Raw genomic sequence first — 24328 nt, forward strand, 5'->3', positions numbered from 1 at the left:
GGGTCGGGGGCGCAGTTCGTTCACCAAGCTTCACCCCGAGATTTCCGAGAGGGCTGAACCGCTCCCATGGCGAAGATCCTGAAGTTCGACGAGGACGCCCGTCGCGCCCTCGAGCGCGGCGTCAACAAGCTGGCCGACACGGTCAAGGTGACGATCGGCCCCAAGGGCCGCAACGTCGTCATCGACAAGAAGTTCGGCGCCCCCACCATCACCAACGACGGTGTCACGATCGCCCGTGAGGTCGAGATCGAGGACCCGTACGAGAACCTCGGCGCCCAGCTGGTGAAGGAGGTGGCGACCAAGACCAACGACATCGCGGGTGACGGTACGACCACCGCCACCGTGCTCGCCCAGGCCCTGGTGAAGGAGGGTCTGCGCAACGTTGCCGCGGGCGCCTCCCCGGCCGCCCTGAAGAAGGGCATCGACGCCGCGGTCAAGGCCGTCTCCGAGGACCTCCTCGCCACGGCCCGCCCGATCGACGAGAAGTCCGACATCGCCGCCGTCGCCGGTCTGTCCGCCCAGGACAGCCAGGTCGGCGAGCTCATCGCCGAGGCGATGGACAAGGTCGGCAAGGACGGTGTCATCACCGTCGAGGAGTCCAACACCTTCGGCCTGGAGCTCGACTTCACCGAGGGCATGGCCTTCGACAAGGGCTACCTGTCCCCGTACTTCGTCACCGACCAGGAGCGTATGGAGGCCGTCCTCGACGACCCGTACATCCTGATCCACCAGGGCAAGATCGGCGCGATCCAGGACCTGCTCCCGCTCCTGGAGAAGGTCATCCAGGCCGGCGGCTCGAAGCCCCTCCTGATCATCGCCGAGGACGTCGAGGGCGAGGCCCTGTCGACCCTGGTCGTGAACAAGATCCGCGGCACGTTCAACGCCGTCGCCGTCAAGGCCCCCGGCTTCGGTGACCGCCGCAAGGCGATGCTGCAGGACATGGCCACCCTCACCGGTGCCACCGTCATCGCCGAAGAGGTCGGCCTCAAGCTCGACCAGGCCGGTCTGGACGTGCTGGGCTCCGCCCGCCGCGTGACCGTCACCAAGGACGACACCACCATCGTCGACGGTGGCGGCAACTCCGAGGACGTCGTCGGCCGCGTGAACCAGATCAAGGCCGAGATCGAGAACACGGACTCCGACTGGGACCGCGAGAAGCTCCAGGAGCGCCTCGCGAAGCTCGCCGGCGGCGTCTGCGTGATCAAGGTCGGCGCCGCGACCGAGGTCGAGCTCAAGGAGAAGAAGCACCGTCTGGAGGACGCCATCTCCGCGACCCGCGCCGCGGTCGAGGAGGGCATCGTCTCCGGTGGTGGCTCCGCTCTGGTGCACGCCTCCAAGGTCCTGGAGGACGGCCTGGGCAAGACCGGCGACGAGGCCACCGGTGTCTCGGTCGTCCGCAACGCCGTCGTCGAGCCGCTCCGCTGGATCGGTGAGAACGCCGGCCAGGAGGGCTACGTCATCGTCTCCAAGGTCAAGGAGATGCAGAAGGGCCAGGGCTACAACGCCGCCACCGGCGAGTACGGCGACCTGGTCAAGGCCGGCGTCATCGACCCGGTCAAGGTGACCCGCTCCGCCCTGGAGAACGCCGCCTCCATCGCCTCCCTGCTCCTCACGACCGAGACCCTGGTCGTCGAGAAGCCGGCCGAGGAGGAGGCCGAGGCCGGTCACGGCCACGGCCACGGTCACTCGCACTGACCCGAGCCGGCAGCTGCGCAGGTAGCTGACTGAGGCCCGTCCCCCCGTCGCGGGGGGACGGGCCTCACGCGTTGCGCCGCACCGCCCCCGTGAACCCGGCCACGAACAGCGTCGCGAACGCCCACGCCGTCACCTGCAACGGCCACCCCACCGCGACCAGCGCCTGCCCCCAGCCGTCCGCGGCCGCCCGGCACGTCGCGGCCTGGCCCGTCTTCACCAGCGGCAGCCCCATGTCGAGCCCCGCCCCGATCTGCTCGACCGCCGAGCACTGCGTGCCCGGCGCCGCCGACTGCGCCGTGTGCACCAGCGCGCCCTGCGAGCCGAGCACGAGGGCGAGCCCGACCGACACCATCAGCACGCACAGCAGCCACACCAGAGCGCGCCAGGGCTGATACCCGTAACCGAGCAGCAGCCCGGACAGCCGCAGCCACGTCCGCTGCGCCACGCCGTCCAGATCGCCCGCGCTCTGGTCGCGCCGCTGCGCCATCAGGATCCGGCGCACCTCACGGTCGTGGCCCGCGGCCCGGTAGACGGCCGCGAGCTGCTGGTACGGCTGCGCCGCGTAGACCGTCGAGCCGTCCCTGATCAGCGTCAGCATCCCGTGCACGTCCAGGCCGCGCGGGATGCCGGAGTACGTCATGCCGTCCAGGCTCACCCGGCTGGTGTCCCGCCCCACGTTCCGTACGCCGTTCAGATTCATGACGAGATCGCCGTCGACCCGGAAGTTGCCGAAGTCGATCGTGCAGGCGTCCTCCTGGTCGGTCTGATCGGTACGGCCCACCGCGCGGAACCCCTCGAAGATCCGCAGGGAGTCGCGGGCCTGCGCGTTGAAGCAGGACAGCGCGGGCCCGCGGTCGTTGTGCAGTTCGGCCTCGCCGAGCAGCAGCCTGGCCCGGATGCGGGCGCCGTAGAGACGGACGACGGGGCGCGGCGACGAGGCTTTCACGATCGAGTGGCCCTCGACGCGCACGTTGACCGCGGTCAGGTCGAAGGCCGCGAGGGCGCCGCCGCGCCGGTTCTCGATGCGTACGCCCTGGAGGTTGAGGTCGCCGCCGAGCTGGGACCGCTTGAGGGTGACGGCGTCGTCGCGGCTCGAACAGGTGATGGTCACCTCGTCGCCCAGCAGGAAGTCATTGCCTATCTGCGCGTTCGAGGCGGATATCGCGACGCTGCGCCGGGCCTCGAACGTACTGCGCTCGAAGCTCACGTTGCCGCCCACGGCGATGCCGCCGAGCCGCACCAGCGGATCGTCGCCCGCGTTGCGCAGATGCACCTCGCCGTAGAAGGAGAGCGAGGCGCCGATCGAGGCCCGCAGCAGCGAGACGCAGGTGCCGCCGGTACTGGTCAGCGTGGCCTGCTCGAACTGGACGTTGCCGGCGACCCGGCAGCGGTCCATGTCCACGGAGGCCAGCGACCCGCCGCCGGTCATCCGCGCGCCGGGTCCGACCTTGACGCTGCCGCCGATGCGCGCGTGCGACATCCACAGGGCCGCGCCCGCGGAGTTGTCGATCCGTGCGTCGTCCAGGTAGAGCCAGCCGCCGATGTCGGCGCCTGAGAGGTTGAGCGCGGCCCGGTCGGTCCTGCCGGTCACGCTCAGCCCGCCGTTCAGCAGCAGCCGGCCGCCGACGTGCAGACCGCGTGCGTGCAGCGCGGGCCCCTCCTTGTTCTCGACGGTCGCCGACGCGCACGACATGTCGATGCCGATCCGGGCGCCCGCCAGGTCGACCAGCGCCCGCGGGTCCGCGCCGATCGCCCGGAAGCGCCCCTGCAGCACCAGATCGCCGCCGACCTCCAGGCCCTGAGCGAAGACGGCCCGGGCGTGCGGGCTGGAGATGTACACGTCGGTGAGGTTCAGGCTGCCCGCGACCTTGGCCGCGGGCAGGAACATCGCGGTGCCGCTGCCGCCGAACTTGACGGAGGCGTCCGTCAGATCGATCCAGTCCGTGGTGAGCCCGGGCGCGAACAGCGGCGACAGGTCCTGCCCCTCAAGGCGGCAGCCGCGCAGCGTCACCCCGGGCACGGCCGCCCCGCGCGCCGACAGACCGTGCGGCAGATAGCAGTGGTCGAGGCCGAGCGGATGGGTGGCGCTGATGGAGTCGAGGTTGAGCCGCCCCTCGACGACGGCGCCGCGCACCCGCACCCCGATCGGGTCGACGGGCTCCGCGTGCCGGCCGCGCAGCAGCTCCCGGATGACGTCGGCCCGGATCCGGCGGTCGGGCCCCCAGCCGCGCATGGTGGCGACGGTGGCCTCGCCGCCGTCCAGCAGATCGAGCGCCTCGCCGCGCACCGCGCACACGACGAGGCGGCGCTCAAGAGGCCGCAGTGACCTGGGGCTGCGCAGGTTGACGGACATGACAGGACGATAGATTCAACTACCGCTGAAAGAGCCCGTGTTGACGGTATCCGTGTCGAGCTGTGACGCTACTGCGGCCCGTACTTGCGCCCCGTCCGCGACGTGATCCCGCCGAGCAGCGCCCGCGGCGTCACCTTCACCACGCCCATCAGCGCCTTGTACCGCGGATCCGGGATCGACAGCGACTTGCCGCGGGCCAGGTCGGTGAGGGCCGCCGCGACCAGCTTGTCCGCGTCGAGCCACATCCACTTCGGGATGTTGTCCGTGCCCATCCCGGCCCGCTGGTGGAACTCCGTGCGCACGAAGCCGGGACACAGCGCCATCAGCCGGACCCCGCTGCCCGCCAGGTCCTTCGCCGCGCCCTGCGTGAACTGCACGACCCACGCCTTCGACGCCCCGTACGTGCCGCGCGGCACGAACGCCGCCACGGACGCCACGTTCACCACGCCGCCGCGCCCGCGCTCGCGCATCACGGGCGTGACCGCGGACGTCAGCCGCAGCACCGCCTCGCAGTGCACCTTCAGCATCGTCAGCTCGTCCGCCATGGACACTTCCAGGTACTGGCCCTTGTTGCCGAACCCGGCGTTGTTGACGAGCAGATCGACCGCGTCCTTACGGTCCCGCAGGCGCTCCTCGACGGCCGCGATGCCGTCGTCCGTGGCGAGGTCGGCGGTCAGCACCTCGGCCTCGATGCCGTGCCGGTCGTGGAGTTCGGTCGCCTGCTCCTGGAGCCGCTTGGTGTCACGGGCGACGAGGACCAGGTTGTGGCCGTCGGAGGCCAGGCGCCGGGCGAACGCGGCGCCGATGCCCGCGGTGGATCCGGTGATCAGTGCCGTAGTCATGGCCCCAGATTAGTGACGGCTCAGTGGTGCAGGTGATCACCGGATCCACCGGGGGCCGTCCCGGCGGCCCGCTGCCCCCTGTCGACCACCACGAACTGCCCCATCATGCCGCCGTCCTCGTGGTAGAGCAGATGGCAGTGGAACATGTACGGGGTGCTCGGATCGGCGAACTCGGGGCCGCCGTCGAAGCGCAGCGCCAGCCTCACCGTCGTACCGCTGGGCACGAACACGGTGTCCTTGCGCCCGCGCAACTCCACCGGCGGCTTCTTCCCGTTCACCGACACCACCCGGAACTGCACGTCGTGGACGTGGAAGTTGTGCGGCATCCCGTTGCCGTTGTGGACCGTCCACACCTCGGTGGTGCCGCGGGTGACCGTCTCGTCGATCCGGTTCATCGACATCGCGCGCCCGTTGATGCCGCTCATCCGCAGATCGAACCAGCGCGAGCGCACCGCGTCCGCGGGATCGGGCAGCTCCGGAGCGGCCAGCCGGGACGGGACGCCGGGGGAGGGGCGCAGCGTCCGGGCCGCCCTCAGTTGCAGCACGTCGAACGAGTCGTCCCCGCCGTTGAACCGCCGCTGCCACGCGTCCCCGTAGTCGCCCTGCGGGAAGCTGCGCAGCACGGTCCGCTCGCCGGGCCGCATCCGCACCACGATCTCGGCCCGCTCGCCCGGCGACAGCTGGATCCGGTCCAGCGCGGCCGGCCGGCCGAGGAGCCCGCCGTCGGTGCCGACGAGCGCGAACTTCCGCCCGTCCGAGAAACCGAAGTCGTACGTCCGCGCGGTCGACGCGTTCAGCAGCCGCAGCCGTACGCGCTCGTCGCGCACGACCTTGTACGGGTCCAGGGTGCCGTTGACCATCGTGCGGTCGCCCAGGAAGCCCACGTTCTGCATCATCTTGTGCCCGGAGTCGAGCTTCGCCCCGTCGAACCGCACGTCCTGCACGATCACGGGCAGATCGTCGACCCCGTACTTCTTCGGGAGGGCCAGCCGCGCGCCGCGGGTGTCGTCGACCAGGAACATCCCGGCGAGCCCGCGCCGCACGTGCTGCTCGGTCTCCCCGTGCGGGTGCGGGTGGTACCAGAGGGTGGCGGCGGGCTGGTCGATCGTCCAGTGCGGGGCCCAGCGGCCGCCCGGCGCGATCATCTGGTGCGGGCCGCCGTCCATCCGGGCCGGCAGATGCATGCCGTGCCAGTGCACGGTGGACGCCTCGTCGAGCCCGTTGCGGATCCGCACCTCGACCTTCTCGCCGCGCTTCGCCCGCAGCGTCGGCCCGAGATAACTCCCGTTGAACCCCCAAGTCGGCGTCCGCACACCGGAGGTGAACTCCGTCGTGCCGCTCTGCATCCGCAGGTCGAAGACGCGCCGCCCGGTCTTCTCGTCGACGTGGGACCGGGCGAGCGGCGGCACGGTCAGCTCGTTGCGGAACCCGCCATCGCCCGCGGTGCTCACCTTGGCGCCGCTCCACAGCCACAGCACCCCGCCGCCAATCGCGAGCGCGAGGACGACGGTGAGCGAGCCGAGCACGACGAGGACGCGCCTGAGCCGGGACCTGCGGGGCTTCGGAGTCATGCGCCGAGCGTCCCGCCGACCCGGGGCCCGGCACATCGGGGACGGCCCCGGAGCCACCCCCGACCTCAACTCCCTTGCCCAGCAAGGGTTTTCCCCTACGAGCCGCTACGAGTCGTTACGGGCCTGACCTCACGAGCCGTACTTCGCCACGTCCACGTACTCACGAGCCGTACTTCGCCACGTACTCTCGCGCCGCCCGCAGCTCCTCCGGGTGCAGCGCGTCGCCCGCCGCGAGCATGCGCGCCAGCAGCGACCGCTCCGTCGTCACCGCGCGGAACGCCAGCGCCACCGTCACGTCGTGGTCCGGCCGGTGCACGACCTCGATCGGGTCCCCGGCCCTGATCTCGCCGGGCTCGATCACCCGCAGATACGCGCCCGCCACCCCCTCCTGCGTGAACCGCTTGACCCAGCCCCGCTCGCCGAGGTGTCCCTGGAAGGTCCGGCACGGGATCCGGCTGGAGGTCACCTCCAGGACCACGTCAGGCCCGATCCGCCAGCGCTCCCCGATCAGCGCGCCCGTGATGTCGAGGCCCTCGGTGGTGAGGTTCTCGCCGAAGCCGCCGCTGGGGATCGCCCGCCCCAGGGCACGCTCCCAGGTGTCCAGGTCCTCGCGCGCGTACGCGTACACGGCCTGGTCGTCGCCGCCGTGGTGCCGCTTCTCGCACACCGCGTCCCCGGCGAGGCCGCTCCCGCCGATCCCCTTCGGGCCCGGCGCGGACACGTGCACGGGACCCTCGACCGGCTGCTTGTCGATGCCGGTGACGCCGTCGACCTGGTCGGTGTAGTCGACTGACTTCGCGCGGCCCAGATTGAGAGACAGAAGCTTCATGAGCGGCACGCTACGGGACCGTGATCAAAGTCGCCACGCATTATTCGGCGCGATCCCCAAGCTCGACTTATGCTTGAAGGGTGATCGAAGCCCGCCACCTCCGTGTCCTGCGCGCCGTCGCCGCCACCGGCTCCTTCTCGGCGGCCGCCCGCGAGCTGGGGTGCACCCAGCCCGCGGTCAGCCAGCAGATGAAGGCCCTGGAGACCTCGGCGGGCACCCCGCTGCTCATCCGCACCGGCCGCGAGATGCGGCTGACCCAGGCCGGCGAGGCGCTCGTGCGGCATGCGGCGGGCATCCTTGCCGGACTCACCGCCGCCGAGGAGGAGGTCGCCGCCATCGCGGGCCTGCGGGCCGGCCGGGTCCGGCTCGTCTCCTTCCCCAGCGGCAGCTCCACGCTCGTGCCGACCGCGCTCGCCGCCCTGCGCGCCGAGCACCCCGGCACGCGCGTGTCCCTCGTCGAGGCCGAGCCGCCGCGCTCGGTGGAGATGCTGCGCGAGGGCGACTGCGACGTGGCCCTGGCGTTCCGCTACAAGGGCGCGCAGGTCGCGGAGGAGTGGGACGACCTGGTCGTCCGTCCGCTGCTCGCCGACCGCCTGGTGGGCCTGGTCCCCGAGGGGCACCGGCTGGCCTCCGTGGGCGAGAAGGGCTCGGTCACCATCGACGCGTTCGCGGACGAGTCGTGGATCGCGGGCTGCCCGCGCTGCCGCCGACAGCTGGTCGAGGTGTGCCGGGGCGCCGGGTTCGCCCCGCGCATCGACTTCGCGACGGACGACTACCCGGCGGTGGTCGGACTCGTCGGCGCGGGACTCGGGGTTGCCGTACTGCCCGAACTGGCGATCGAGTCCGTTCGGCCCAAGGGTGCACGGACAGTGACCGTCGAACCGGCGGTGCAGCGCGAGATCGTCGCGCTCACACTGCCCGATCTGGCCCAGGTTCCGGCCGTCGCCGCGACCCTCGATCATCTGGCGCGCGCCGCCGAGAAGGCCGCCGCGCGCTGAACGCGCGCGTGGGCGCACCGGGTGCGCCCACGGGCTCCGCGATTGAAGAAACGTTCCTTCAGCTGTGCGAGGCAGCGGTCGGCGTCGGTCCGCCGCCCGCCGCCGACGCCGTGACGAGCCGGTTGCGGGCCCGCCCCATCAGCTCTTCGCGCTCATCCTCGGTGAGTCCGCCCCACACCCCGTACGGCTCACGCACCTGTAGGGCGTGAGCAGCGCACTCCGCGCGCACCGGGCACCTCATGCAGACCTCCTTCGCCGAGTTCTCGCGGGCGCTGCGCGCGGCGCCCCGCTCGCCCTCGGGGTGGAAGAAGAGAGAGCTGTCGACCCCGCGGCAGGCCGCGAGGAGCTGCCAGTCCCACAGATCTGCGTTCGGTCCGGGAAGGCGGGAGAAATCTGCCATTGGTGTGTCCCCTTGTAGCCGTTGTGACGCGGATACGGTGCCCATGACCGTACATCTACTGTCTAAGGAGATGAAAATATGACTCATTGGGAATCTAGCCACAGACACCAGCAAAAGGGAAGAAAAGGCGCTAAATGGGGCATAGCTTGTGATGAAACCTTGAGGGTCTGCCGCGCTGCCTCCGCCGTGTCCGGCCCCTCACGTAGAGTGCCGAACTAGGCCGTCCGACCCGTAACTCTTTCGAGTGACCATCGTTGAGAGTGCGGAGGCGGTTGAAGGAACAAGCGCTCGGGCATCTGTCCGATTGGCTTGCTGAGTGTCGACCGCACAGGTGACGATTCGTACAAAGCCTGGAGGCTCAAGGTGACGCGCATCAGCTGCGGAGGACGGTCATGACATCCGTCCTCGTCTGCGACGACTCCCCGCTTGCCCGAGAGGCGCTGCGCCGCGCGGTCGCGACCGTGCCCGGCGTCGAGCGCGTGACGACCGCGGCCAACGGCGAGGAAGTCCTCCGCCGCTGGGGCGCCGACCGCTCGGACCTGATTCTGATGGACGTACGCATGCCGGGTCTCGGCGGCGTCGAGACCGTGCGGCGGCTGCTCTCGGCCGATCCGGGAGCCCGCATCATCATGCTGACCGTGGCCGAGGACCTGGACGGTGTGGCCCTCGCGGTCGCCGCCGGTGCCCGCGGCTATCTGCACAAGGACGCCTCGCGCGCCGAACTGCGGGCGACGGTGACGCAGGCGCTCGCGGACCCGACGTGGCGGCTGGCCCCGCGCCGGCTCCGGTCGGCCGAGATGGGCGCCGCGCCCACGCTCACCGCGCGTGAGATCCAGGTCCTGGAAGGCATGAGCCACGGCCGGTCCAACGCGGAGATCGGGCGGGAGCTCTTCCTCTCCGAGGACACGGTGAAGACGCATGCCCGGCGTTTGTTCAAGAAGCTCGGGGCTTCGGACCGGGCCCACGCGGTGGCTCTGGGCTTCCGCTGGGGTCTGGTTCGGTAGAGCACCGCGGGGCTTTGCGCGCCCAGCCGGCTGCGGGTTCGTCGTGGCTGGTCGCGCAGTTCCCCGCGCCCCTGACGGGGCGTAGTCGCCCCCCATGTCAGCGCCATACCCTCGTTTCGCGCGGGATGCCGCATCCTTGAAGGTGTGGAGTTCCTCGGGGACGACGAGTCGGGCGAGCAGGGTCAGCGAGAGGGGAGGGCGCAGGAGATGAGTTCCGGCGCACCTGCCCATAACGCTTCGGGCGCTCCGGGCGCCCCTGGCGCATCGGTCCATAACGCTTCGGTGCACAACCAGGGGCGTGGTGCCGCGGACCGCGCCTCGGCAGGGCACCATGGATCGATGCGCGACGACGAGGCAGCGGCCCAGCAGGGGGCCATCGGTACGCTCGTCGGCCGCGCCGTCGACGGCGACGCGCAGGCGACCCACGACCTGCTCGCGCACGTCCATCCCCTCGCCATCCGGTACTGCCGTACGCGGCTCTCCCGACTGCCGGGGGACGCGCGGCACTTCGTCGAGGACCTCGCCCAGGAAGTCTGTGTCGCGGTGCTGCTCGCACTGCCGCGCTACAAGGACACCGGGCGCCCCTTCGAGGCGTTCGTCTTCGCCATCGCCGCGCACAAGGTCGCGGATCTGCAGCGGGCCGCCATGCGCGGGCCCGGTTCCACGGCGGTGCCCTCCGACGAGATGCCGGAGCGGCCCGACGACTCCCTCGGCCCCGAGGAGCGGGCGCTGCTCAGCAGCGACGCCGAATGGGCCAAGAAGCTCCTCGCCAACCTCCCGGAGAACCAGCGGGAGCTGCTCCTGCTGCGCATCGCCGTCGGGCTCACCGCGGAGGAGACCGGGCAGATGTTGGGGATGTCACCCGGAGCCGTGCGCGTGGCCCAGCACCGGGCTCTCAGCCGCCTGCGGGCGCTCGCGGAGCAGTAATCGGGCGGTTCGGCCGGGGTAGCACATTTCCCCGGCCGGGTACGTGTGAACGTACAAAGAAAGCCGATGATCTTGGTCGTGGAATGAGACACGCCCTCTGGCCGTTAGCATGGACACCCGCACCGATCAAGGCCATTTGGAGAAGGTGTCATGACTGCGAACGTCGACGGCGTGCCCGGCAAATTTGCGACTCTCGGGCTGACCTACGACGACGTGCTGCTGCTGCCGGGCGCGTCCGAGGTTCTCCCGAACGCGGTCGACACCTCGTCCCGGATCTCCCGCAACGTGCGCGTCAACATCCCGCTGCTCTCCGCGGCGATGGACAAGGTCACCGAGTCCCGCATGGCCATCGCCATGGCGCGGCAGGGCGGCGTCGGCGTGCTGCACCGCAACCTGTCCGTCGAGGACCAGGTCAACCAGGTCGACCTCGTGAAGCGCTCCGAGTCCGGCATGGTCACCGACCCGATCACGGTGCACCCGGACGCGACGCTGGCCGAGGCCGACGCGCTGTGCGCCAAGTTCCGCATCTCCGGCGTCCCGGTGACCGACCCGGCGGGCAAGCTGCTCGGCATCGTCACCAACCGCGACATGGCCTTCGAGACCGACCGCAGCCGTCAGGTCCGCGAGGTCATGACGCCGATGCCGCTGGTCACCGGCAAGGTCGGCATCTCCGGCGTCGACGCCATGGAGCTGCTGCGCCGCCACAAGATCGAGAAGCTTCCGCTGGTCGACGACGCCGGTGTGCTCAAGGGCCTCATCACGGTCAAGGACTTCGTGAAGGCGGAGCAGTACCCGAACGCGGCGAAGGACGCCGAGGGCCGCCTCCTCGTCGGTGCCGCGGTCGGCGCCAGCCCCGAGGCCCTGGAGCGCGCCCAGGCGCTGGCCGGCGCGGGCGTGGACTTCCTCGTCGTCGACACCTCGCACGGCCACAACAGCAACGCGCTGAGCTGGATGGCGAAGATCAAGTCCGCGGTGAACGTGGACGTGATCGGTGGCAACGTCGCGACGCGTGACGGCGCCCAGGCCCTGATCGACGCCGGCGTCGACGGCGTCAAGGTCGGGGTCGGCCCCGGCTCCATCTGCACCACTCGCGTCGTCGCCGGTATCGGTGTCCCGCAGGTCACGGCCATCTACGAGGCGGCGCTCGCGGCCCGTGAGGCCGGCGTCCCGGTCATCGGCGACGGTGGCCTCCAGTACTCCGGCGACATCGGCAAGGCGCTCGCCGCCGGTGCCTCCACCGTGATGCTCGGCAGCCTGCTGGCCGGCTGTGAGGAGTCGCCCGGCGAGCTGCTCTTCATCAACGGCAAGCAGTTCAAGTCGTACCGCGGCATGGGCTCGCTCGGCGCCATGCAGTCCCGCGGCCAGGGCCGGTCCTACTCCAAGGACCGCTACTTCCAGGCCGAGGTCGCCTCCGACGACAAGCTCGTGCCCGAGGGCATCGAGGGCCAGGTGCCCTACCGCGGTCCGCTCTCCGCCGTCCTGCACCAGCTCGTCGGCGGTCTGCGCCAGACGATGGGCTATGTGGGCGCGGCCACCATCGACGAGATGGAGAGCAAGGGCCGCTTCGTCCGGATCACCTCGGCGGGCCTCAAGGAGAGCCACCCGCACGACATCCAGATGACGGTCGAGGCGCCGAACTACAGCCGTAAGTAAGCGCTGCTCAGCCCGTGTGAGGGGCGGTCCCGGATTCCCGGGGCCGCCCCTTGTTCATGCGTCGGGGATACTGGACGGGCAGGCCCTAGAGGGACCCAGTATGGAAAGGCGCCCCCCAACGTGACTGAGATCGAGATCGGGCGCGGCAAGCGCGGCCGCCGCGCGTACGCCTTCGACGACATCGCCGTCGTACCGAGCCGGCGCACCCGCGACCCGAAGGAGGTCTCGATCGCCTGGCAGATCGACGCCTACCGCTTCGAGCTGCCGTTCCTGGCAGCCCCCATGGACTCCGTGGTCTCCCCGGCCACCGCCATCCGCATCGGTGAGCTCGGCGGCCTCGGCGTGCTCAACCTCGAAGGTCTGTGGACCCGGTACGAGGACCCGCAGCCGCTGCTCGACGAGATCGCCGAGCTGACGCCCGAGGCCGCGACCCGCCGCCTCCAGGAGATCTACTCCGCGCCGATCCAGGCCGACCTGATCAAGCAGCGCATCAAGGAGGTCCGCGACTCCGGTGTCGTGACCGCCGCCGCGCTCTCCCCGCAGCGCACCGCCGAGTTCTCCAAGGCCGTGGTGGACGCGGGCGTCGACCTCTTCGTGATCCGCGGCACCACGGTCTCCGCCGAGCACGTCTCCGGCGCCGCCGAGCCGCTGAACCTGAAGCAGTTCATCTACGAGCTCGACGTGCCGGTCATCGTCGGCGGCTGCGCCACGTACACGGCCGCGCTGCACCTGATGCGCACCGGCGCCGCGGGTGTGCTCGTCGGCTTCGGCGGCGGCGCCGCCCACACGACGCGCAACGTTCTGGGCATCCAGGTGCCGATGGCCACCGCCGTCGCCGACGTCGCCGCCGCGCGCCGCGACTACATGGACGAGTCCGGCGGCCGCTACGTGCACGTCATCGCCGACGGCGGCGTGGGCTGGTCCGGCGACCTGCCCAAGGCCATCGCCTGCGGCGCCGACGCCGTCATGATGGGCTCCCCGCTGGCCCGCGCCACGGACGCGCCCGGCCGCGGTCACCACTGGGGCATGGAGGCCGTCCACGAGGACGTGCCGCGCGGCAAGAAGGTCGACCTCGGCACGGTCGGCACGACCGAGGAGGTCCTCACCGGCCCGTCGCACACGCCCGACGGCTCGATGAACTTCTTCGGCGCCCTCAAGCGCGCGATGGCCACCACCGGCTACAGCGAGCTCAAGGAGTTCCAGCGGGTCGAGGTCACGGTCGCGGACTCGCAGCATCGCCGCTGACACGCTTTCCGTCCGCGCGTGCGGACATGGGCCGGGCCCCGCCGTTTCTTCGGCGGGGCCCGGCCCATGTGTATGTGCGTGCGGCAGGCGTCAGGAGGCGGCCTTCTTGGCGGAGCCGAAGGCGGCGATGCCACCGATGACGATGAAGGCGTACGTCTTGAAGTCCGCCTCTTGCTTCCATGCCTCGCTGATCAGGCTGAACTGGTCGGTAAGGGCCTTGATGAACGAGATGTGCACGTAATCGCCGTAGGCCATCGCGAGCCCGGTGAGCTGACCCAAGTACACGGCGCCGATCGAGACCAGGGCGCTGACGACCGGCACCGCCATGTTGCGGCCGCCGAGCTTGCCCGCGACCAGGCCGACGAGGAAGCCGACGGCGATGGCCGCGTAGCCGATCTCGTGCTCGGTCGCCTTCATGATCGCGCCGTACGCCCAGGCCAGGATGAGGGCCACGACAACGCCGACGGCTATGCCGAGAGCCGGGTTCCCGCCGCTGCCACCCGCGGGCGGCATCGGTGCGAAGCCGCCCGGAGCGGGCTGCTGCTGTGGGAAGGCGGCGTACGGCTGCTGCGGGGCCTGGGGCTGCTGCGGGTAGCCGTAACCCGGCTGCTGCGGCTGCTGCGGCTGCTGCTGGGCGTACGGGTTGCCGTCCTGTGGCTGAGGCGGCTGGGTCATGCGGTCCCCCTGGAGTGTGAACGTGGGCACGTGTGTGCCCAGAGGGGCCGCACAGTAGCAGTCAGAGGCGGTGGGCCGCTCCTGCCGGAGTGGCACCCCTGGTGTCCAGGAGGAGCTGGGCCTTGACCGCCAGGCCCTGGAGGTCGTACGTGCGGTGGTGCTGGAGCAGGATCGTCAGGTCCGCGTCGGCCGCCGCCTCGTAGAGCGAGTCGGCGCGGGGGACCGGACGGTCCAGGACGTTCCAGGACGGGATGTACGGGTCGTGGTAGCTGACGGCCGCGCCGAGCTGCATCAGGCGGGTCGCGATCTCCTCGGCGGGGGCGCCCTGCCGGTCGGGGAGGTCGGGCTTGTAGGTGATGCCGAGGAGCAGGACGCGGGCGCCGCGGGCCGACTTGCCGTGCTCGTTGAGCAGGGTGGCGGCGCGCTGGACCACGTACGACGGCATGTGGTCGTTGACCTGGCGGGCCAGTTCGACCAGGCGCAGCGGGCGGGTGGGCAGGTGCGGCGAGGTCAGGTCCTGGGCGAGGGCGTGGCCGCCGACGCCGGGCCCCGGGCGGAAGGCCTGGAAGCCGAAGGGCTTGGTCTCCGCGCAGCGGATCACGTCCCACAGGTCGACGCCGAGGTCGTGGCAGAGCACGGCCATCTCGTTGACCAGGGCGATGTTGACGTGCCGGTAGTTGGTCTCCAGGAGGTGGACCGTCTCCGCCTCGCGCAGGCCGCGGGCCCGGACCACCTTGTCGGTCAGGCGGCTGTAGAAGGTGGCCGCCGACTCGGTGCAGGCCGGGGTGTGGCCGCCGATGACCTTCGGGGTGGCGGAGTAGGGGTGGGCGCGGTGGCCCGCGTCGATCCGGCCCGGGGAGTGGGCCAGATGGAAGTCGCGGCCCGCGCGCAGCCCAGAGCCCTCTTCGAGGAGGGGGAGCAGGGCGGTCTCGGTGGTGCCGGGGGGGACCGGCGACTCGACGATCACCGTGGTGTGCGGGCGCAGGTGGGCGGCGAGGGTGCGGGTCGCCTCGATCACCGGGAGCAGGGAGGGACTGCCGTCCGCGCCCGGCGGGGTCGGGGCGCAGATGACGGCGGTGCGGACGCGGGCGAGTTCGGCGGGGTTCGCGGTGGGGCGGAATCCGGCGGCCAGCATGCGGCGGAGGTCGGCGGCGGTCAGGGCCGCGGCGTCCGCGTCGCAGGGGAGCCGGCCCGCGGCCAGGTCCTGGGCGCGGGTGGTGTCGTGGCCGACGGTCGCGATCCTGGCGGCGACGGCGGCCTGGGCGAGCGGCAGGCCGAGGTGGCCGAGGCCGATGACGGCTAGGTCCTGCCGGGAGTTTCCCCGCGGAGGGAGTGCCGGGCGTCGTGACGCCGCGAGGGAGCTTTGGGCGGGACCTGGATCAGCGGGCATGGCAGTGGCCGTCCTTCCCGGGAGGCGGACCGGCTTTAGCCGGAGCGGGACGTGGGCGCAAGCCCGGTGGACAGTCCGGACGAACGCACAGTCAGACTAGGAGTAAATATGACCGATATGCGGGATTGTGGGGTGATGTGTTACGGAGTGTTGCCGCCGCACCGGCGACGGAAAGCGCGGCATGCCGAAAGTTGTCCACAGGTGGGGGATCGGTGGTGGCTGAAATGGGGCAGGAGGCTCAGAATCGGGAGCATGCCGCATGACGCCGACAGCGGGAGGCAGCAGTGAAGGCAGCGACACTGGGACCCGAGCAGCGCGCACAGGCGCTGGCGGCGATGGCGGACCGGGAGCTGGACATCCTGGTCGTGGGTGCGGGCGTCGTGGGTGCGGGGACCGCGCTCGACGCGGTGACCCGGGGCCTGGCCACCGGCCTCGTCGAGGCGCGGGACTGGGCGTCCGGCACGTCGAGCCGCTCCAGCAAGCTGATCCACGGCGGGCTCAGGTACCTGGAGATGCTGGACTTCGCGCTCGTACGCGAGGCGCTGAAGGAGCGCGGACTGCTGCTGGAGCGGCTCGCGCCGCACCTCGTGAAGCCGGTGCCGTTCTTGTATCCCCTGCAGCACAAGGGATGGGAGCGGCTCTACGCGGGATCGGGCGTCGCCCTGTACGACGCGATGTCCATGGCGCGCGGGCACGGCCGCGGGCTGCCCGTGCACCGGCACCTCAGCCGTAAGCACGCGCTGCGCGTCGCGCCCTGCCTGAAGAAGGACGCGCTGGTGGGCGCGCTGCAGTACTACGACGCGCAGATGGACGACGCGCGGTACGTCGCCACGCTGGTGCGCACCGCGGCCGCGTACGGCGCCAAGGTCGCCAACCGGGCCCGGGTCACCGGCTTCCTGCGGGAGGGCGAGCGGGTCGTCGGGGCGCGGGTGCAGGACGTCGAGGGCGGCGGCGAGTACGAGATCCGCGCCAAGCAGGTGGTGAACGCGACGGGGGTGTGGACCGACGACACCCAGGCGATGGTCGGCGAGCGCGGGCAGTTCCACGTACGGGCGTCCAAGGGGATCCACCTCGTGGTGCCCAAGGACCGGATCAACTCGACGACCGGGCTGATCCTGCGGACCGAGAAGAGCGTCCTGTTCGTCATCCCGTGGGGGCGGCACTGGATCGTGGGGACCACGGACACGGACTGGGACCTGGACAAGGCGCACCCGGCGGCGTCGAGCGCCGACATCGACTACCTGCTGGAGCATGTGAACTCGGTGCTCGGGGTGCCGCTCTCGCGGGACGACGTGCAGGGCGTGTACGCCGGGCTCCGGCCGTTGCTCGCCGGGGAGTCCGACGCGACCAGCAAGCTGTCGCGCGAGCACACGGTCGCCCACCCCGTGCCGGGGCTCGTGGTCGTCGCGGGCGGCAAGTACACGACGTACCGGGTCATGGCGAAGGACGCCGTCGACGAGGCGGTGCACGGGCTCGACCAGCGGGTCGCCGAGTGCGTGACGGAGGACGTGCCGCTGGTGGGCGCCGAGGGGTACCGGGCGCTGTGGAACGCGCGGGCGAGGATCGCGGCGCGCACCGGGCTGCACGTCGTGCGCGTGGAGCATCTGCTCAACCGGTACGGGGCGCTGGCCGAGGAGGTCCTCGAACTGATCACCGCCGACCCGGGACTCGGGGCGCCGCTGGGCGGCGCCGACGACTATCTGCGGGCCGAGGTGGTGTACGCCGCCTCGCACGAGGGGGCCCGGCACCTCGACGACGTCCTGACCCGGCGTACGCGCATCTCGATCGAGACGTTCGACCGTGGGACGCGGTCGGCGCGCGAGGCCGCCGAGTTGATGGCGCCGGTCCTCGGCTGGGACAAGGACCAGGTGGAGCGGGAGGTCGAGCACTACGAGAAGCGGGTCGAGGCCGAGCGGGAGTCGCAGTTGCAGCCGGACGATCTGACGGCCGACGCGGCCCGGCTTGGGGCACCGGACATCGTGCCGCGGTGAGGAAGGGCAGGCGTGTGTCTCAGGGCGTCTCAGGGGTGGGACCGCAGGAATCAGGAGGAGCCGCGGGTGAGGGTGACGACGGGGGACGGGCGTGAACTGCGTGTCGAATGGGTGGGGGACCCTCAGGGCAGTCCGGTGTTCCTGCTGCACGGGATGCCGGGCAGCAGGGTCGGGCCGCGGCCCCGGGGCATGGTGCTCTATCAGCGGCGCACCCGGCTGATCTCGTACGACCGCCCCGGGTACGGGGGTTCGGGCCGGCAGCGCGGCCGGAGCGTCGTCGACGGGGTGAAGGACGTGGTGGCGGTGGCGGACGCGCTGGGGGTCGGGCGGTTCGCGGTCGTCGGGCGGTCGGCGGGCGCGCCGCACGCGCTGGCCTGCGCGGCGCTGTTGCCGGAGCGGGTGACGCGGGCGGCGGCGATGGTGGGGCTCGCGCCGCGGGACGCGGACGGGCTCGACTGGTATGCGGGGATGGCCGGTTCGAACGTCGCGGACTTCCGGGCGGCCGCGGTGGATCCGGAGGGGTTCGCGCGGATGCTGATTCCGCGGTCCGCGGAGATCCGGAGTGATCCGGCGCGGCTCATCGAGCTGTTGCGGGCCGAGCTGACGGACGACGATCTGCGGGTGGTCTCCGACCTCGGGATGCGGTCGATGCTGTTGCGTACCTATGGGGAGGCGGTGCGGCGCTCTCCTTATGGCTGGATCGACGACGCGCTGGCGCTGGCGCGGCCGTGGGGGTTCGAGCCGGCGGCGATCCGGGTGCCGGTGTTGTTGTGGCACGGGCGGCGGGACGTCTTCTCTCCGGCCTCGCACATGGAGTGGCTGGCGGGGCGGATTCCTGGGGCGTTGGCTGTGCTGGAGCCGGCTGCGGCGCACTTCGCGGCGCTGCGGGCGTTGCCGGAGGTGCTGCGGTGGTTGGTCGACGGGGATGAAGGGGGTGCGGGGGGCCGACGAGCACGGGCTGCTTGAGCAGGGGGTTGTGGTCGTGCCCTGTCGGGGGGCGCGGGGTTGTGTCGGTGTGCGGTTCCGCCGCGCGGGCGTGGCCGGTTGTGGTCGTGCCCTGTCGGGGGTGCGGGGTTGTGTCGATCTGCGGCTCTGCCGTGCGGGCCCGACCGGCGGTGGTCGCGCCCCGCAGGGGCGCGGGGAACTGCGCGACCAGCCGAGACGGCGCTGCACCCGGCGACAAAGCGCCCGGGACCGAGCTGGAGGCCGCCCGGGAGCGCTCACCCCGCGCCGGGGTGCCGCCTTGCCCACCCTGCCGCCCATGGCGGCAGATTGCCCAAGGCGGCGCGGTAGCCGGCCGGGGTGGGGAAGCCCCATGGCGGCGGATTGCCCAAGGCGGCGCGGTAGCCGACCGGGGTGGGAGAGCCCCGGGTGGCGGATTGTTCAAGGTGGTGCGGTAGGCGGCCGCGTGGGGGAGCGCTCCCGGTGGAGGGGGACGCTCCCCGCGAAAGTCAGACCGCCAGCGGTTCCAGGTCCCGGTAGACGCGGCGCTGGTCCGCCGCCACGCGTACGAGGCCGTTGTGTTCGCCCAGGAGGACGCGGAGTTCCTCCAGGGATTCCTCGCGGAGGCGGTGGGACTCGTCCTTGCGGCCCAGCGCACCGAGGGTCAGGGCGTGGTTGGTGCGCACCGCGAGGGTTTCGGGGTGATGGTGGCCCAGGATCTCGCCGAGCGTGTCGGCCGCCTCCGCCTCCAGCTCGTGCACCTCGGAGAGCCGGTCCATGTCGGCCAGCGCGTTGGCGTAGTTGACGCCGCAGAACAGCGTGTGGGGGTGGCGGGTGCCGAGCACCTCGCCCATGCGGCGGTGGGCCCGCGCCAGGACCTCGGCGGCCCGCTCGGGATCGCCGCAGCCCCAGTGGAATATCCCCAGGTTGTTGAGGGCGGCCTGGGTGTACGGGTGGTTCTCGCCGGGGACCTTCATGTACTCGGCGAGCGCCGCCTCGGCGACCTGCAGCGCCTCGGCGCGCTCATCGGCGGCGAACAGGTCGGCGGCGAGATTCAGGTCGCAGGCCAGCGTGTCCGGGGTGTGCACCGAGAACTGGCTGCGGTACTCGCCGCGGGTCGCCGTCGTCAGCCGGCGCGCGTCCTCGAACTGCCCGTCCCTGCGCAGTGACACGGCCAGCGACTTGGCACAGGCGAGCGTGCCGGGGAACGCCTTGCCGAGGAGGCGTTTGTGCGACTCGTACGTGCGCGAGAGCAGGGTGACCGAGTCGCCGTAGCGGCCGACCTCGCGCAGGTCGCGGCCGAGCGCCGCGGCCGAGGCCAGCGTGTACGGGTGCTCGGGGCCGAGCACCTCCATGCGCCGGTCCAGGATGTCCTGGTCCAGGGCGCGCGCCTCCCCGTACCGGCCGACCATGCGCAGCGCGAGCGCCAGGTTGTTGGCGGCCGACAGGGTCCGCGGGTGCGACTCGTGGAAGATCTGGCTGAACCCGGTGTGCGCCTCCCGGGCCAGCTCCACCGCCGACTCGTACGCGCCGAGCGCGGCCAGGTCGCTGGCGAGGCTGGACGTGGTGACGTACGTGTGCGGGTGGCTGTCGCCGAGCACGTCCCGCTGGACGGCGAGGAGCGCCTTGTCGATGTCGCGCGCCTCCACGTAACGCCCCTGGGAGCGCTGGATGTTGGCGAGCTGGCCGCGCAGATAGAGGTACTGCACGTCGTTCTCGTCGAGCAGGTCGCGCCAGTCGGCGAGCAGGTCCTCGGCGAGGACGTGGGCGCGCTCGAAGTCGCCGCGCTTCCACAGGTAGCGGACACGGTCGATGAGCAGGCGCCGGGTCTCCGGCTCGCTGCAGTGCCGGGCGTCGCTGGCGCCCAGGTGCGGCCAGATCAGGTCGAACCGCGGCCAGTTGCCGGGGTCGTCGATCGGTTCGTCGTCGTCGGGCCTGGCGCCCGCGAGCACCGTGTGCACGACGTGCCGGGCCTCGCGCTGCGCGTCCTCGCTGAGCTGCGAGCGGATCACGGCCTGCACCAGGCGGTGCACCTGGATGCTGTTGCCCACCTGGTCGATCTTGGCGAGCGCGAACCGGCCGATCTCCCGGATGACGCGGCCGAGGACCAGCTTCTCCTGGAGCGTCGGGTCGTACGGCTTGAGCGCCTCGATCATCTCCCGGCTGTAGAGCAGCTGGTTGGAGATGGGCTCGGGGGCGAGGAACGCACAGAGCTCCAGGAGCCGGACCGACGCGGGGGAACGTTCACGCAGTCGCGCGATCGAGATGTTCCAGGTCGCGGCGACCGACTTCGGGTAGCCGGGCGCGTCCGCCATCAGCTTCAGCACGTCCGTGGTCTGCGCGGCCAGTTGGGCCAGGTACTCCTCGACGGGCGTGGCCGTCTCGGCGAGCCACGCCGCCGCCTGCTCGACCGCGAGCGGCAGATCGCCGAGGGCGGCGGCCACCTGGTCGGCCTCGGCGGGGCTGAGCCCCTGGGCGCGCCGGGTGAGGTGCTCGACGCTCTCCTCGCGCAGGAACACGTCCACGCCGAGCGAGGCGCCGAGCTGCGTCCACGCCTGGTTGCGGGAGGTGACCAGGATGTGCCCGGTGCCGCCCGCGCCCTGGTGCGGGAAGTACGGGGTGATCCGCTCGGGGTCGTCGGCGTTGTCGAAGACCAGCAGCCAGCGGTCCGTGGGCCGCCCCGCGCCGAGCATCCGCAGCGCCTCGGTGCAGGCCAGCGAGATGTCGTCGACGGGGATGCCGAGCCGGGCCGCGAGATCGGCGAGCGAGGCCACCACGTTGTCGGTGTCCTCCGCGGAGATCCACCACACCAGGTCGTAGTCGGCGAGGAACCGGTGCACGTACTCGATCGCGACCTGCGTCTTTCCGACGCCGCCGAGCCCGTACAGGGCCTGCGGCTGCGGCAGCACCGCGGACATGCCGGCGCTCAGCTGGTCGCGCAGCCCGTCGAGGACCAGGTCGCGGCCGGTGAAGGTGACGTTGCGCGGCGGCGCGTTCCAGATCGCGGGGATCTTGCCGGGGAACCGCGGACCGGTCCCGTCCGGGACCTGCACCGGCAGGTCCACGCAGCGCAGCAGCGCGGCCAGGCACTGCGCCTCGTCGACCCGGTGCAGGTCGACCGGGTTGCGCTCCAGGTAGGAGGTGGTGAGCCGGGCGTCCTCGACCCGCAGCGGGTGCAGCAGCTCGTGACCGCCGTGCCCGCCGGACAGCAGCAGCGAACGCCAGACCGCCTCCGCGCGGCGGGACTTGAGGAACGACGGGGACAGCAGGACGAGCGTGTGGGCGCCCGGCAGGGTCTCCGGGACGCCCGGCTCGGTGTCGGTGGACAGATCGCGCAGCGTCACCCGGCAGTTGGCGCGGGTCAGCGCGGACTCGATCCAATCCGCCCACATGCGGTTCTCCGCCACGTACACGAGCGTCACCTCGACGGCGGCGGCCTGCGGCCGGCGGCGTATGTAGGCGTCCCGGCAGCGCAGCCTGACCTGCTCGGGGACCGGCACGAGCCCGTTGATCTCGCCGTCGGTGAGCACGGCGGTGAGCCGCTCGAACGACGACAGGAGCGAGTTGGCGAGCCCCGGCTCGTCGCCGACGGTCGCGAGGGTCTCCTCGTACGCGTAGTAGGGCCGGTACGGGATCTCGACCGCGCCCCAGTACGTGGTCAGCTCCTCGCCCGACAGGCCCCTGGGCAGCCCGTCGAACTTCATCCGGGCCAGCGCCCGGCCCGCGTCGACCTTCTCCTTCTCGCCCTCGTCGATGCGCATCGGCACCGGAAGCACCCGGATGGGGCGGCCCCGGTACCCGGCCTCGACGCTGCGCGCGATCGCGGCCGCGCCGTCGAGCGCCTGGTCGGAGAGGGTGAAGCAGTCGACGAGGACGTCGGGCATGTGGATCGTGCAGATGTCCGCGTTGTCGGACAGGCCGGTGCGCGAGTCGATCAGCACGTAGTCGTAGGTGGCCTTCATGTCGGCGCGCAGCGCGTCCAGGAAGAGGCCGCCGCCGAGCCGCTCGTAGAAGTTGTCCCACTCGAACGACGACACGCTCGCCGAGTACTCGCGGTTCTGCCGCCCGGCGGAGAGGAAGTCGAGGGTGGCGTTCTTCGGGAAGCGCCAGCCGAGCTTCTCCGGGCGCAGCGAGACCACATGGGGTTCGACACGGGCCGCCTCGTGGTGCCAGGCGCCGTCGCGCGGACCGCCGGTGATGGCCTGCCAGCAGTACTCGGTGATGATGTCGATCACCCCGCTGGTCGCCCCCAGAACCTGCTGGTCGAGAAAGGGGTGGAAGAACCTGTGCAGGCCCGGCGCCTCCAGGTCCCAGTCGACGGTGAGGACGCGCTTGCCGCCGGCGGCGAGGATCCAGGCGGTGTTGGCGAGCGCCATGGTTCGTCCGGTGCCGCCCTTGTACGAGTAGAAGGTGATGATCCGTCCGTCGCGGGCCGCGGTCATGCGGGTCCTCCAGGAGGCGTGGCAGGCGGGATGTTCGAGGGGTGGGGCGGGTCGTCCTGACCGAACAGGGGGCCTTGCAGCCGGGGCCTGGGCGGGTTGTCGCCGGCCGGCGGATGGGCTTTGGCGTGGCGGAAGAAGCGGGCCGTCGTCTCGGCGATGACCTTGGGCAGCACGTCGTTGAACACGTCCAGCGACGGGACCCCGTTGACGGCGCGGCGGGTGGCCGACAGACGGCCCCGGCCGGTGAGTTCGGGCAGCGTCTCGGCGACCTGGTCCAGCAGGCGCCGGCCCCGCTCGGAGCGGTTCTGCAGGTCGGCGTGCGCGTGCGGGACGACGAGGCTGGTCCAGGGCTCGGCGGCGGAGTCGAACTGGGCGAGGCGGCCGCGGCGGAGCTCGTCGTCGAGGGCCCACGGGTCGAGCACGAGGATGTGCGGACCGCCGTGCGCCTCGCCGGGCGGGTGCGCGGAAGGCCCCTCGTCGAAGTCCTCGGTGGTGGCCTGGTGGTCGAGGGAGCGGACGTGCTCCCCGGCTATCTTCGCGACCGGCACCTCGGTCTCGGCCGGGTAGGAGCGCCATTCGAGGGCCGTGGACCCGTAGTGGTCCGGGGCGCGGTCCAGGGGCAGCGTGTCGCGGGCCGGGGCGGCGACGGTCAGCCGGATCGTGCGAGTGGCCTGGCCGACCGGTCTGAACGCGCTCGGGGTCTCCATGTAGTCGATGTCCGCGCACGGCGGCGGCGCGCTCTGGTGGGCCACGTCGACGATGCGCCGGGCGAGCCGCAGCACGGCCTCGTGGTACGCGTCCTCGTACCGCTTGACCTTGATCAGCCCGTAGAAGCCGTCGCGCGCGTACTCGGCGCCGTACTCGTCGTGGACCACCTGCAACGGCTTCGCGGGGTGCGGCAGATCGACGTGGTGCACCGGGGTCCACAGGGCGGGGACGATGGCCGGGTACTCGCCGTTGCCGGTGTGCCGGGCGTTCTGCACCCGGCGGCTGAACGCGTACCACTCGCGCCCGCACTCGGCACTGGAGAAATAGCGCGGCGAGTAGAGCGGGACGAAGACCCGGCAGGTGGCGAGACGCTGGCCGAGCAACACCGGCCAGCCGTCGCCGGTGCGCAGCTGGCGGTCCATGAACCCGGCTTCCTCCGGGCTGGACAGCGTCGTCAGCTGGAGGATGACATGGCACAGGTCCTTGAAGAGTCTGCCCACCAGGTGATTGGGGTCGGACTCGCCGGGGAAGCCGGGCGTGTGGGCGTAACTCAGGAAGAAGTACGGGACCTGCGGCTCCCCGGTGCCGAACGAACTCCGCAGATCCTGGCCGCCCAAAGACTCCATGCATCCCCCTGGCCCTGATCGGACTCCTAATGTGCCG

Annotated in this window: 17 protein-coding genes; 8 read left to right on the top strand and 9 right to left on the bottom strand. The window is 71.5% G+C overall.

All coding sequences use genetic code 11. From position 1 onward, the window contains the following. Nucleotides 1–66: 66 nt before the first annotated feature. A complete protein-coding gene (gene groL / locus J3486_RS28000; RefSeq protein WP_207825058.1) occupies nt 67–1695 on the top strand; it encodes a chaperonin GroEL in 1629 nt (542 codons plus the stop codon). Between the two features lie 64 nt (nt 1696–1759). Here groL and J3486_RS28005 read toward each other — a convergent pair whose 3' ends face one another. From J3486_RS28005 to J3486_RS28020, 4 genes are all read right to left on the bottom strand, one after another. Further along, complete coding sequence (locus tag J3486_RS28005) at nt 1760–4048, bottom strand: hypothetical protein (protein ID WP_207825060.1); 2289 nt, start codon at nt 4046–4048, stop codon at nt 1760–1762. A gap of 68 nt (nt 4049–4116) precedes the next feature. Further along, nucleotides 4117–4890: an SDR family oxidoreductase gene (locus tag J3486_RS28010; protein ID WP_207825063.1), complete on the bottom strand. Its 774-nt coding sequence runs from the start codon at nt 4888–4890 to the stop codon at nt 4117–4119. Nucleotides 4891–4910: 20 nt separating this feature from the next. Beyond that, nucleotides 4911–6461 (bottom strand): multicopper oxidase family protein, encoded by a 1551-nt coding sequence (locus tag J3486_RS28015; RefSeq protein WP_207825072.1) that lies wholly within the window; start codon nt 6459–6461, stop codon nt 4911–4913. 160 nt (nt 6462–6621) lie between these two features. Then, entirely contained in the window at nt 6622–7290 is a 669-nt protein-coding gene (locus J3486_RS28020; RefSeq protein ID WP_207825081.1) for an MOSC domain-containing protein, read from the bottom strand. Between the two features lie 80 nt (nt 7291–7370). Here J3486_RS28020 and J3486_RS28025 point away from each other — a divergent pair, with 80 nt between their 5' ends. Next, nucleotides 7371–8288 carry a LysR family transcriptional regulator gene (locus J3486_RS28025; RefSeq protein WP_207825083.1) on the top strand — a complete coding sequence of 306 codons (918 nt, stop codon included), beginning with the start codon at nt 7371–7373 and terminating at the stop codon, nt 8286–8288. A gap of 58 nt (nt 8289–8346) precedes the next feature. Here the strand turns inward: J3486_RS28025 and J3486_RS28030 are convergent, their stop codons facing one another. After that, a complete protein-coding gene (locus J3486_RS28030; protein WP_207825086.1) occupies nt 8347–8688 on the bottom strand; it encodes a WhiB family transcriptional regulator in 342 nt (113 codons plus the stop codon). Nucleotides 8689–9080: 392 nt separating this feature from the next. Here J3486_RS28030 and J3486_RS28035 point away from each other — a divergent pair, with 392 nt between their 5' ends. From J3486_RS28035 to J3486_RS28050, 4 genes are all read left to right on the top strand, one after another. Beyond that, nucleotides 9081–9692, top strand: a complete 612-nt coding sequence (locus J3486_RS28035; protein WP_003948568.1) for a response regulator transcription factor — start codon at nt 9081–9083, stop codon at nt 9690–9692. A gap of 339 nt (nt 9693–10031) precedes the next feature. Then, a complete protein-coding gene (locus J3486_RS28040; RefSeq protein WP_229378688.1) occupies nt 10032–10619 on the top strand; it encodes a sigma-70 family RNA polymerase sigma factor in 588 nt (195 codons plus the stop codon). A 150-nt stretch (nt 10620–10769) separates the two neighbouring features. Then, a complete protein-coding gene (guaB, locus tag J3486_RS28045; protein WP_207825096.1) occupies nt 10770–12272 on the top strand; it encodes an IMP dehydrogenase in 1503 nt (500 codons plus the stop codon). 120 nt (nt 12273–12392) lie between these two features. Then, nucleotides 12393–13517: a GuaB3 family IMP dehydrogenase-related protein gene (locus tag J3486_RS28050; RefSeq protein WP_207825098.1), complete on the top strand. Its 1125-nt coding sequence runs from the start codon at nt 12393–12395 to the stop codon at nt 13515–13517. A 90-nt stretch (nt 13518–13607) separates the two neighbouring features. Here the strand turns inward: J3486_RS28050 and J3486_RS28055 are convergent, their stop codons facing one another. Both J3486_RS28055 and J3486_RS28060 read right to left on the bottom strand, forming a co-directional pair. Next, entirely contained in the window at nt 13608–14192 is a 585-nt protein-coding gene (locus J3486_RS28055; RefSeq protein WP_207825100.1) for a hypothetical protein, read from the bottom strand. Between the two features lie 61 nt (nt 14193–14253). Beyond that, nucleotides 14254–15582 carry a nucleotide sugar dehydrogenase gene (locus J3486_RS28060; RefSeq protein ID WP_229378689.1) on the bottom strand — a complete coding sequence of 443 codons (1329 nt, stop codon included), beginning with the start codon at nt 15580–15582 and terminating at the stop codon, nt 14254–14256. Between the two features lie 284 nt (nt 15583–15866). On the opposite strand from J3486_RS28060, the gene J3486_RS28065 reads away from it, so the two are divergent. Both J3486_RS28065 and J3486_RS28070 read left to right on the top strand, forming a co-directional pair. Further along, nucleotides 15867–17573 (top strand): glycerol-3-phosphate dehydrogenase/oxidase, encoded by a 1707-nt coding sequence (locus tag J3486_RS28065; RefSeq protein WP_207825102.1) that lies wholly within the window; start codon nt 15867–15869, stop codon nt 17571–17573. A 72-nt stretch (nt 17574–17645) separates the two neighbouring features. Beyond that, nucleotides 17646–18539 carry an alpha/beta fold hydrolase gene (locus tag J3486_RS28070; RefSeq protein ID WP_207825273.1) on the top strand — a complete coding sequence of 298 codons (894 nt, stop codon included), beginning with the start codon at nt 17646–17648 and terminating at the stop codon, nt 18537–18539. 485 nt (nt 18540–19024) lie between these two features. On the opposite strand, the gene fxsT is transcribed toward J3486_RS28070, so the two are convergent. Together fxsT and J3486_RS28080 are read right to left on the bottom strand one after the other, a co-directional pair. Next, nucleotides 19025–22957: an FxSxx-COOH system tetratricopeptide repeat protein gene (fxsT, locus tag J3486_RS28075; protein ID WP_207825104.1), complete on the bottom strand. Its 3933-nt coding sequence runs from the start codon at nt 22955–22957 to the stop codon at nt 19025–19027. Then, nucleotides 22954–24291 carry a TIR-like protein FxsC gene (locus J3486_RS28080; protein WP_207825106.1) on the bottom strand — a complete coding sequence of 446 codons (1338 nt, stop codon included), beginning with the start codon at nt 24289–24291 and terminating at the stop codon, nt 22954–22956. Before J3486_RS28080 ends, fxsT begins: the two co-directional genes overlap by 4 nt. Nucleotides 24292–24328: the final 37 nt, after the last annotated feature.

Source organism: Streptomyces sp. VRA16 Mangrove soil, assembly GCF_017377775.1.
Classification (GTDB): Bacteria; Actinomycetota; Actinomycetes; order Streptomycetales; family Streptomycetaceae; genus Streptomyces.

Bases quoted from the DNA above. Each gene is read 5' to 3' on its own strand.
- J3486_RS28080 (WP_207825106.1), bottom strand. From the start codon at position 24,291: ATGGAGTCTTTGGGCGGCCAGGATCTGCGGAGTTCGTTCGGCACCGGG.
- J3486_RS28010 (WP_207825063.1), bottom strand. From the start codon at position 4,890: ATGACTACGGCACTGATCACCGGATCCACCGCGGGCATCGGCGCCGCG.
- J3486_RS28060 (WP_229378689.1), bottom strand. From the start codon at position 15,582: ATGCCCGCTGATCCAGGTCCCGCCCAAAGCTCCCTCGCGGCGTCACGA.
- J3486_RS28005 (WP_207825060.1), bottom strand. From the start codon at position 4,048: ATGTCCGTCAACCTGCGCAGCCCCAGGTCACTGCGGCCTCTTGAGCGC.
- J3486_RS28030 (WP_207825086.1), bottom strand. From the start codon at position 8,688: ATGGCAGATTTCTCCCGCCTTCCCGGACCGAACGCAGATCTGTGGGAC.
- guaB (WP_207825096.1), top strand. From the start codon at position 10,770: ATGACTGCGAACGTCGACGGCGTGCCCGGCAAATTTGCGACTCTCGGG.
- J3486_RS28020 (WP_207825081.1), bottom strand. From the start codon at position 7,290: ATGAAGCTTCTGTCTCTCAATCTGGGCCGCGCGAAGTCAGTCGACTAC.
- J3486_RS28035 (WP_003948568.1), top strand. From the start codon at position 9,081: ATGACATCCGTCCTCGTCTGCGACGACTCCCCGCTTGCCCGAGAGGCG.
- J3486_RS28055 (WP_207825100.1), bottom strand. From the start codon at position 14,192: ATGACCCAGCCGCCTCAGCCACAGGACGGCAACCCGTACGCCCAGCAG.
- J3486_RS28015 (WP_207825072.1), bottom strand. From the start codon at position 6,461: ATGACTCCGAAGCCCCGCAGGTCCCGGCTCAGGCGCGTCCTCGTCGTG.
- J3486_RS28040 (WP_229378688.1), top strand. From the start codon at position 10,032: ATGCGCGACGACGAGGCAGCGGCCCAGCAGGGGGCCATCGGTACGCTC.
- fxsT (WP_207825104.1), bottom strand. From the start codon at position 22,957: ATGACCGCGGCCCGCGACGGACGGATCATCACCTTCTACTCGTACAAG.
- groL (WP_207825058.1), top strand. From the start codon at position 67: ATGGCGAAGATCCTGAAGTTCGACGAGGACGCCCGTCGCGCCCTCGAG.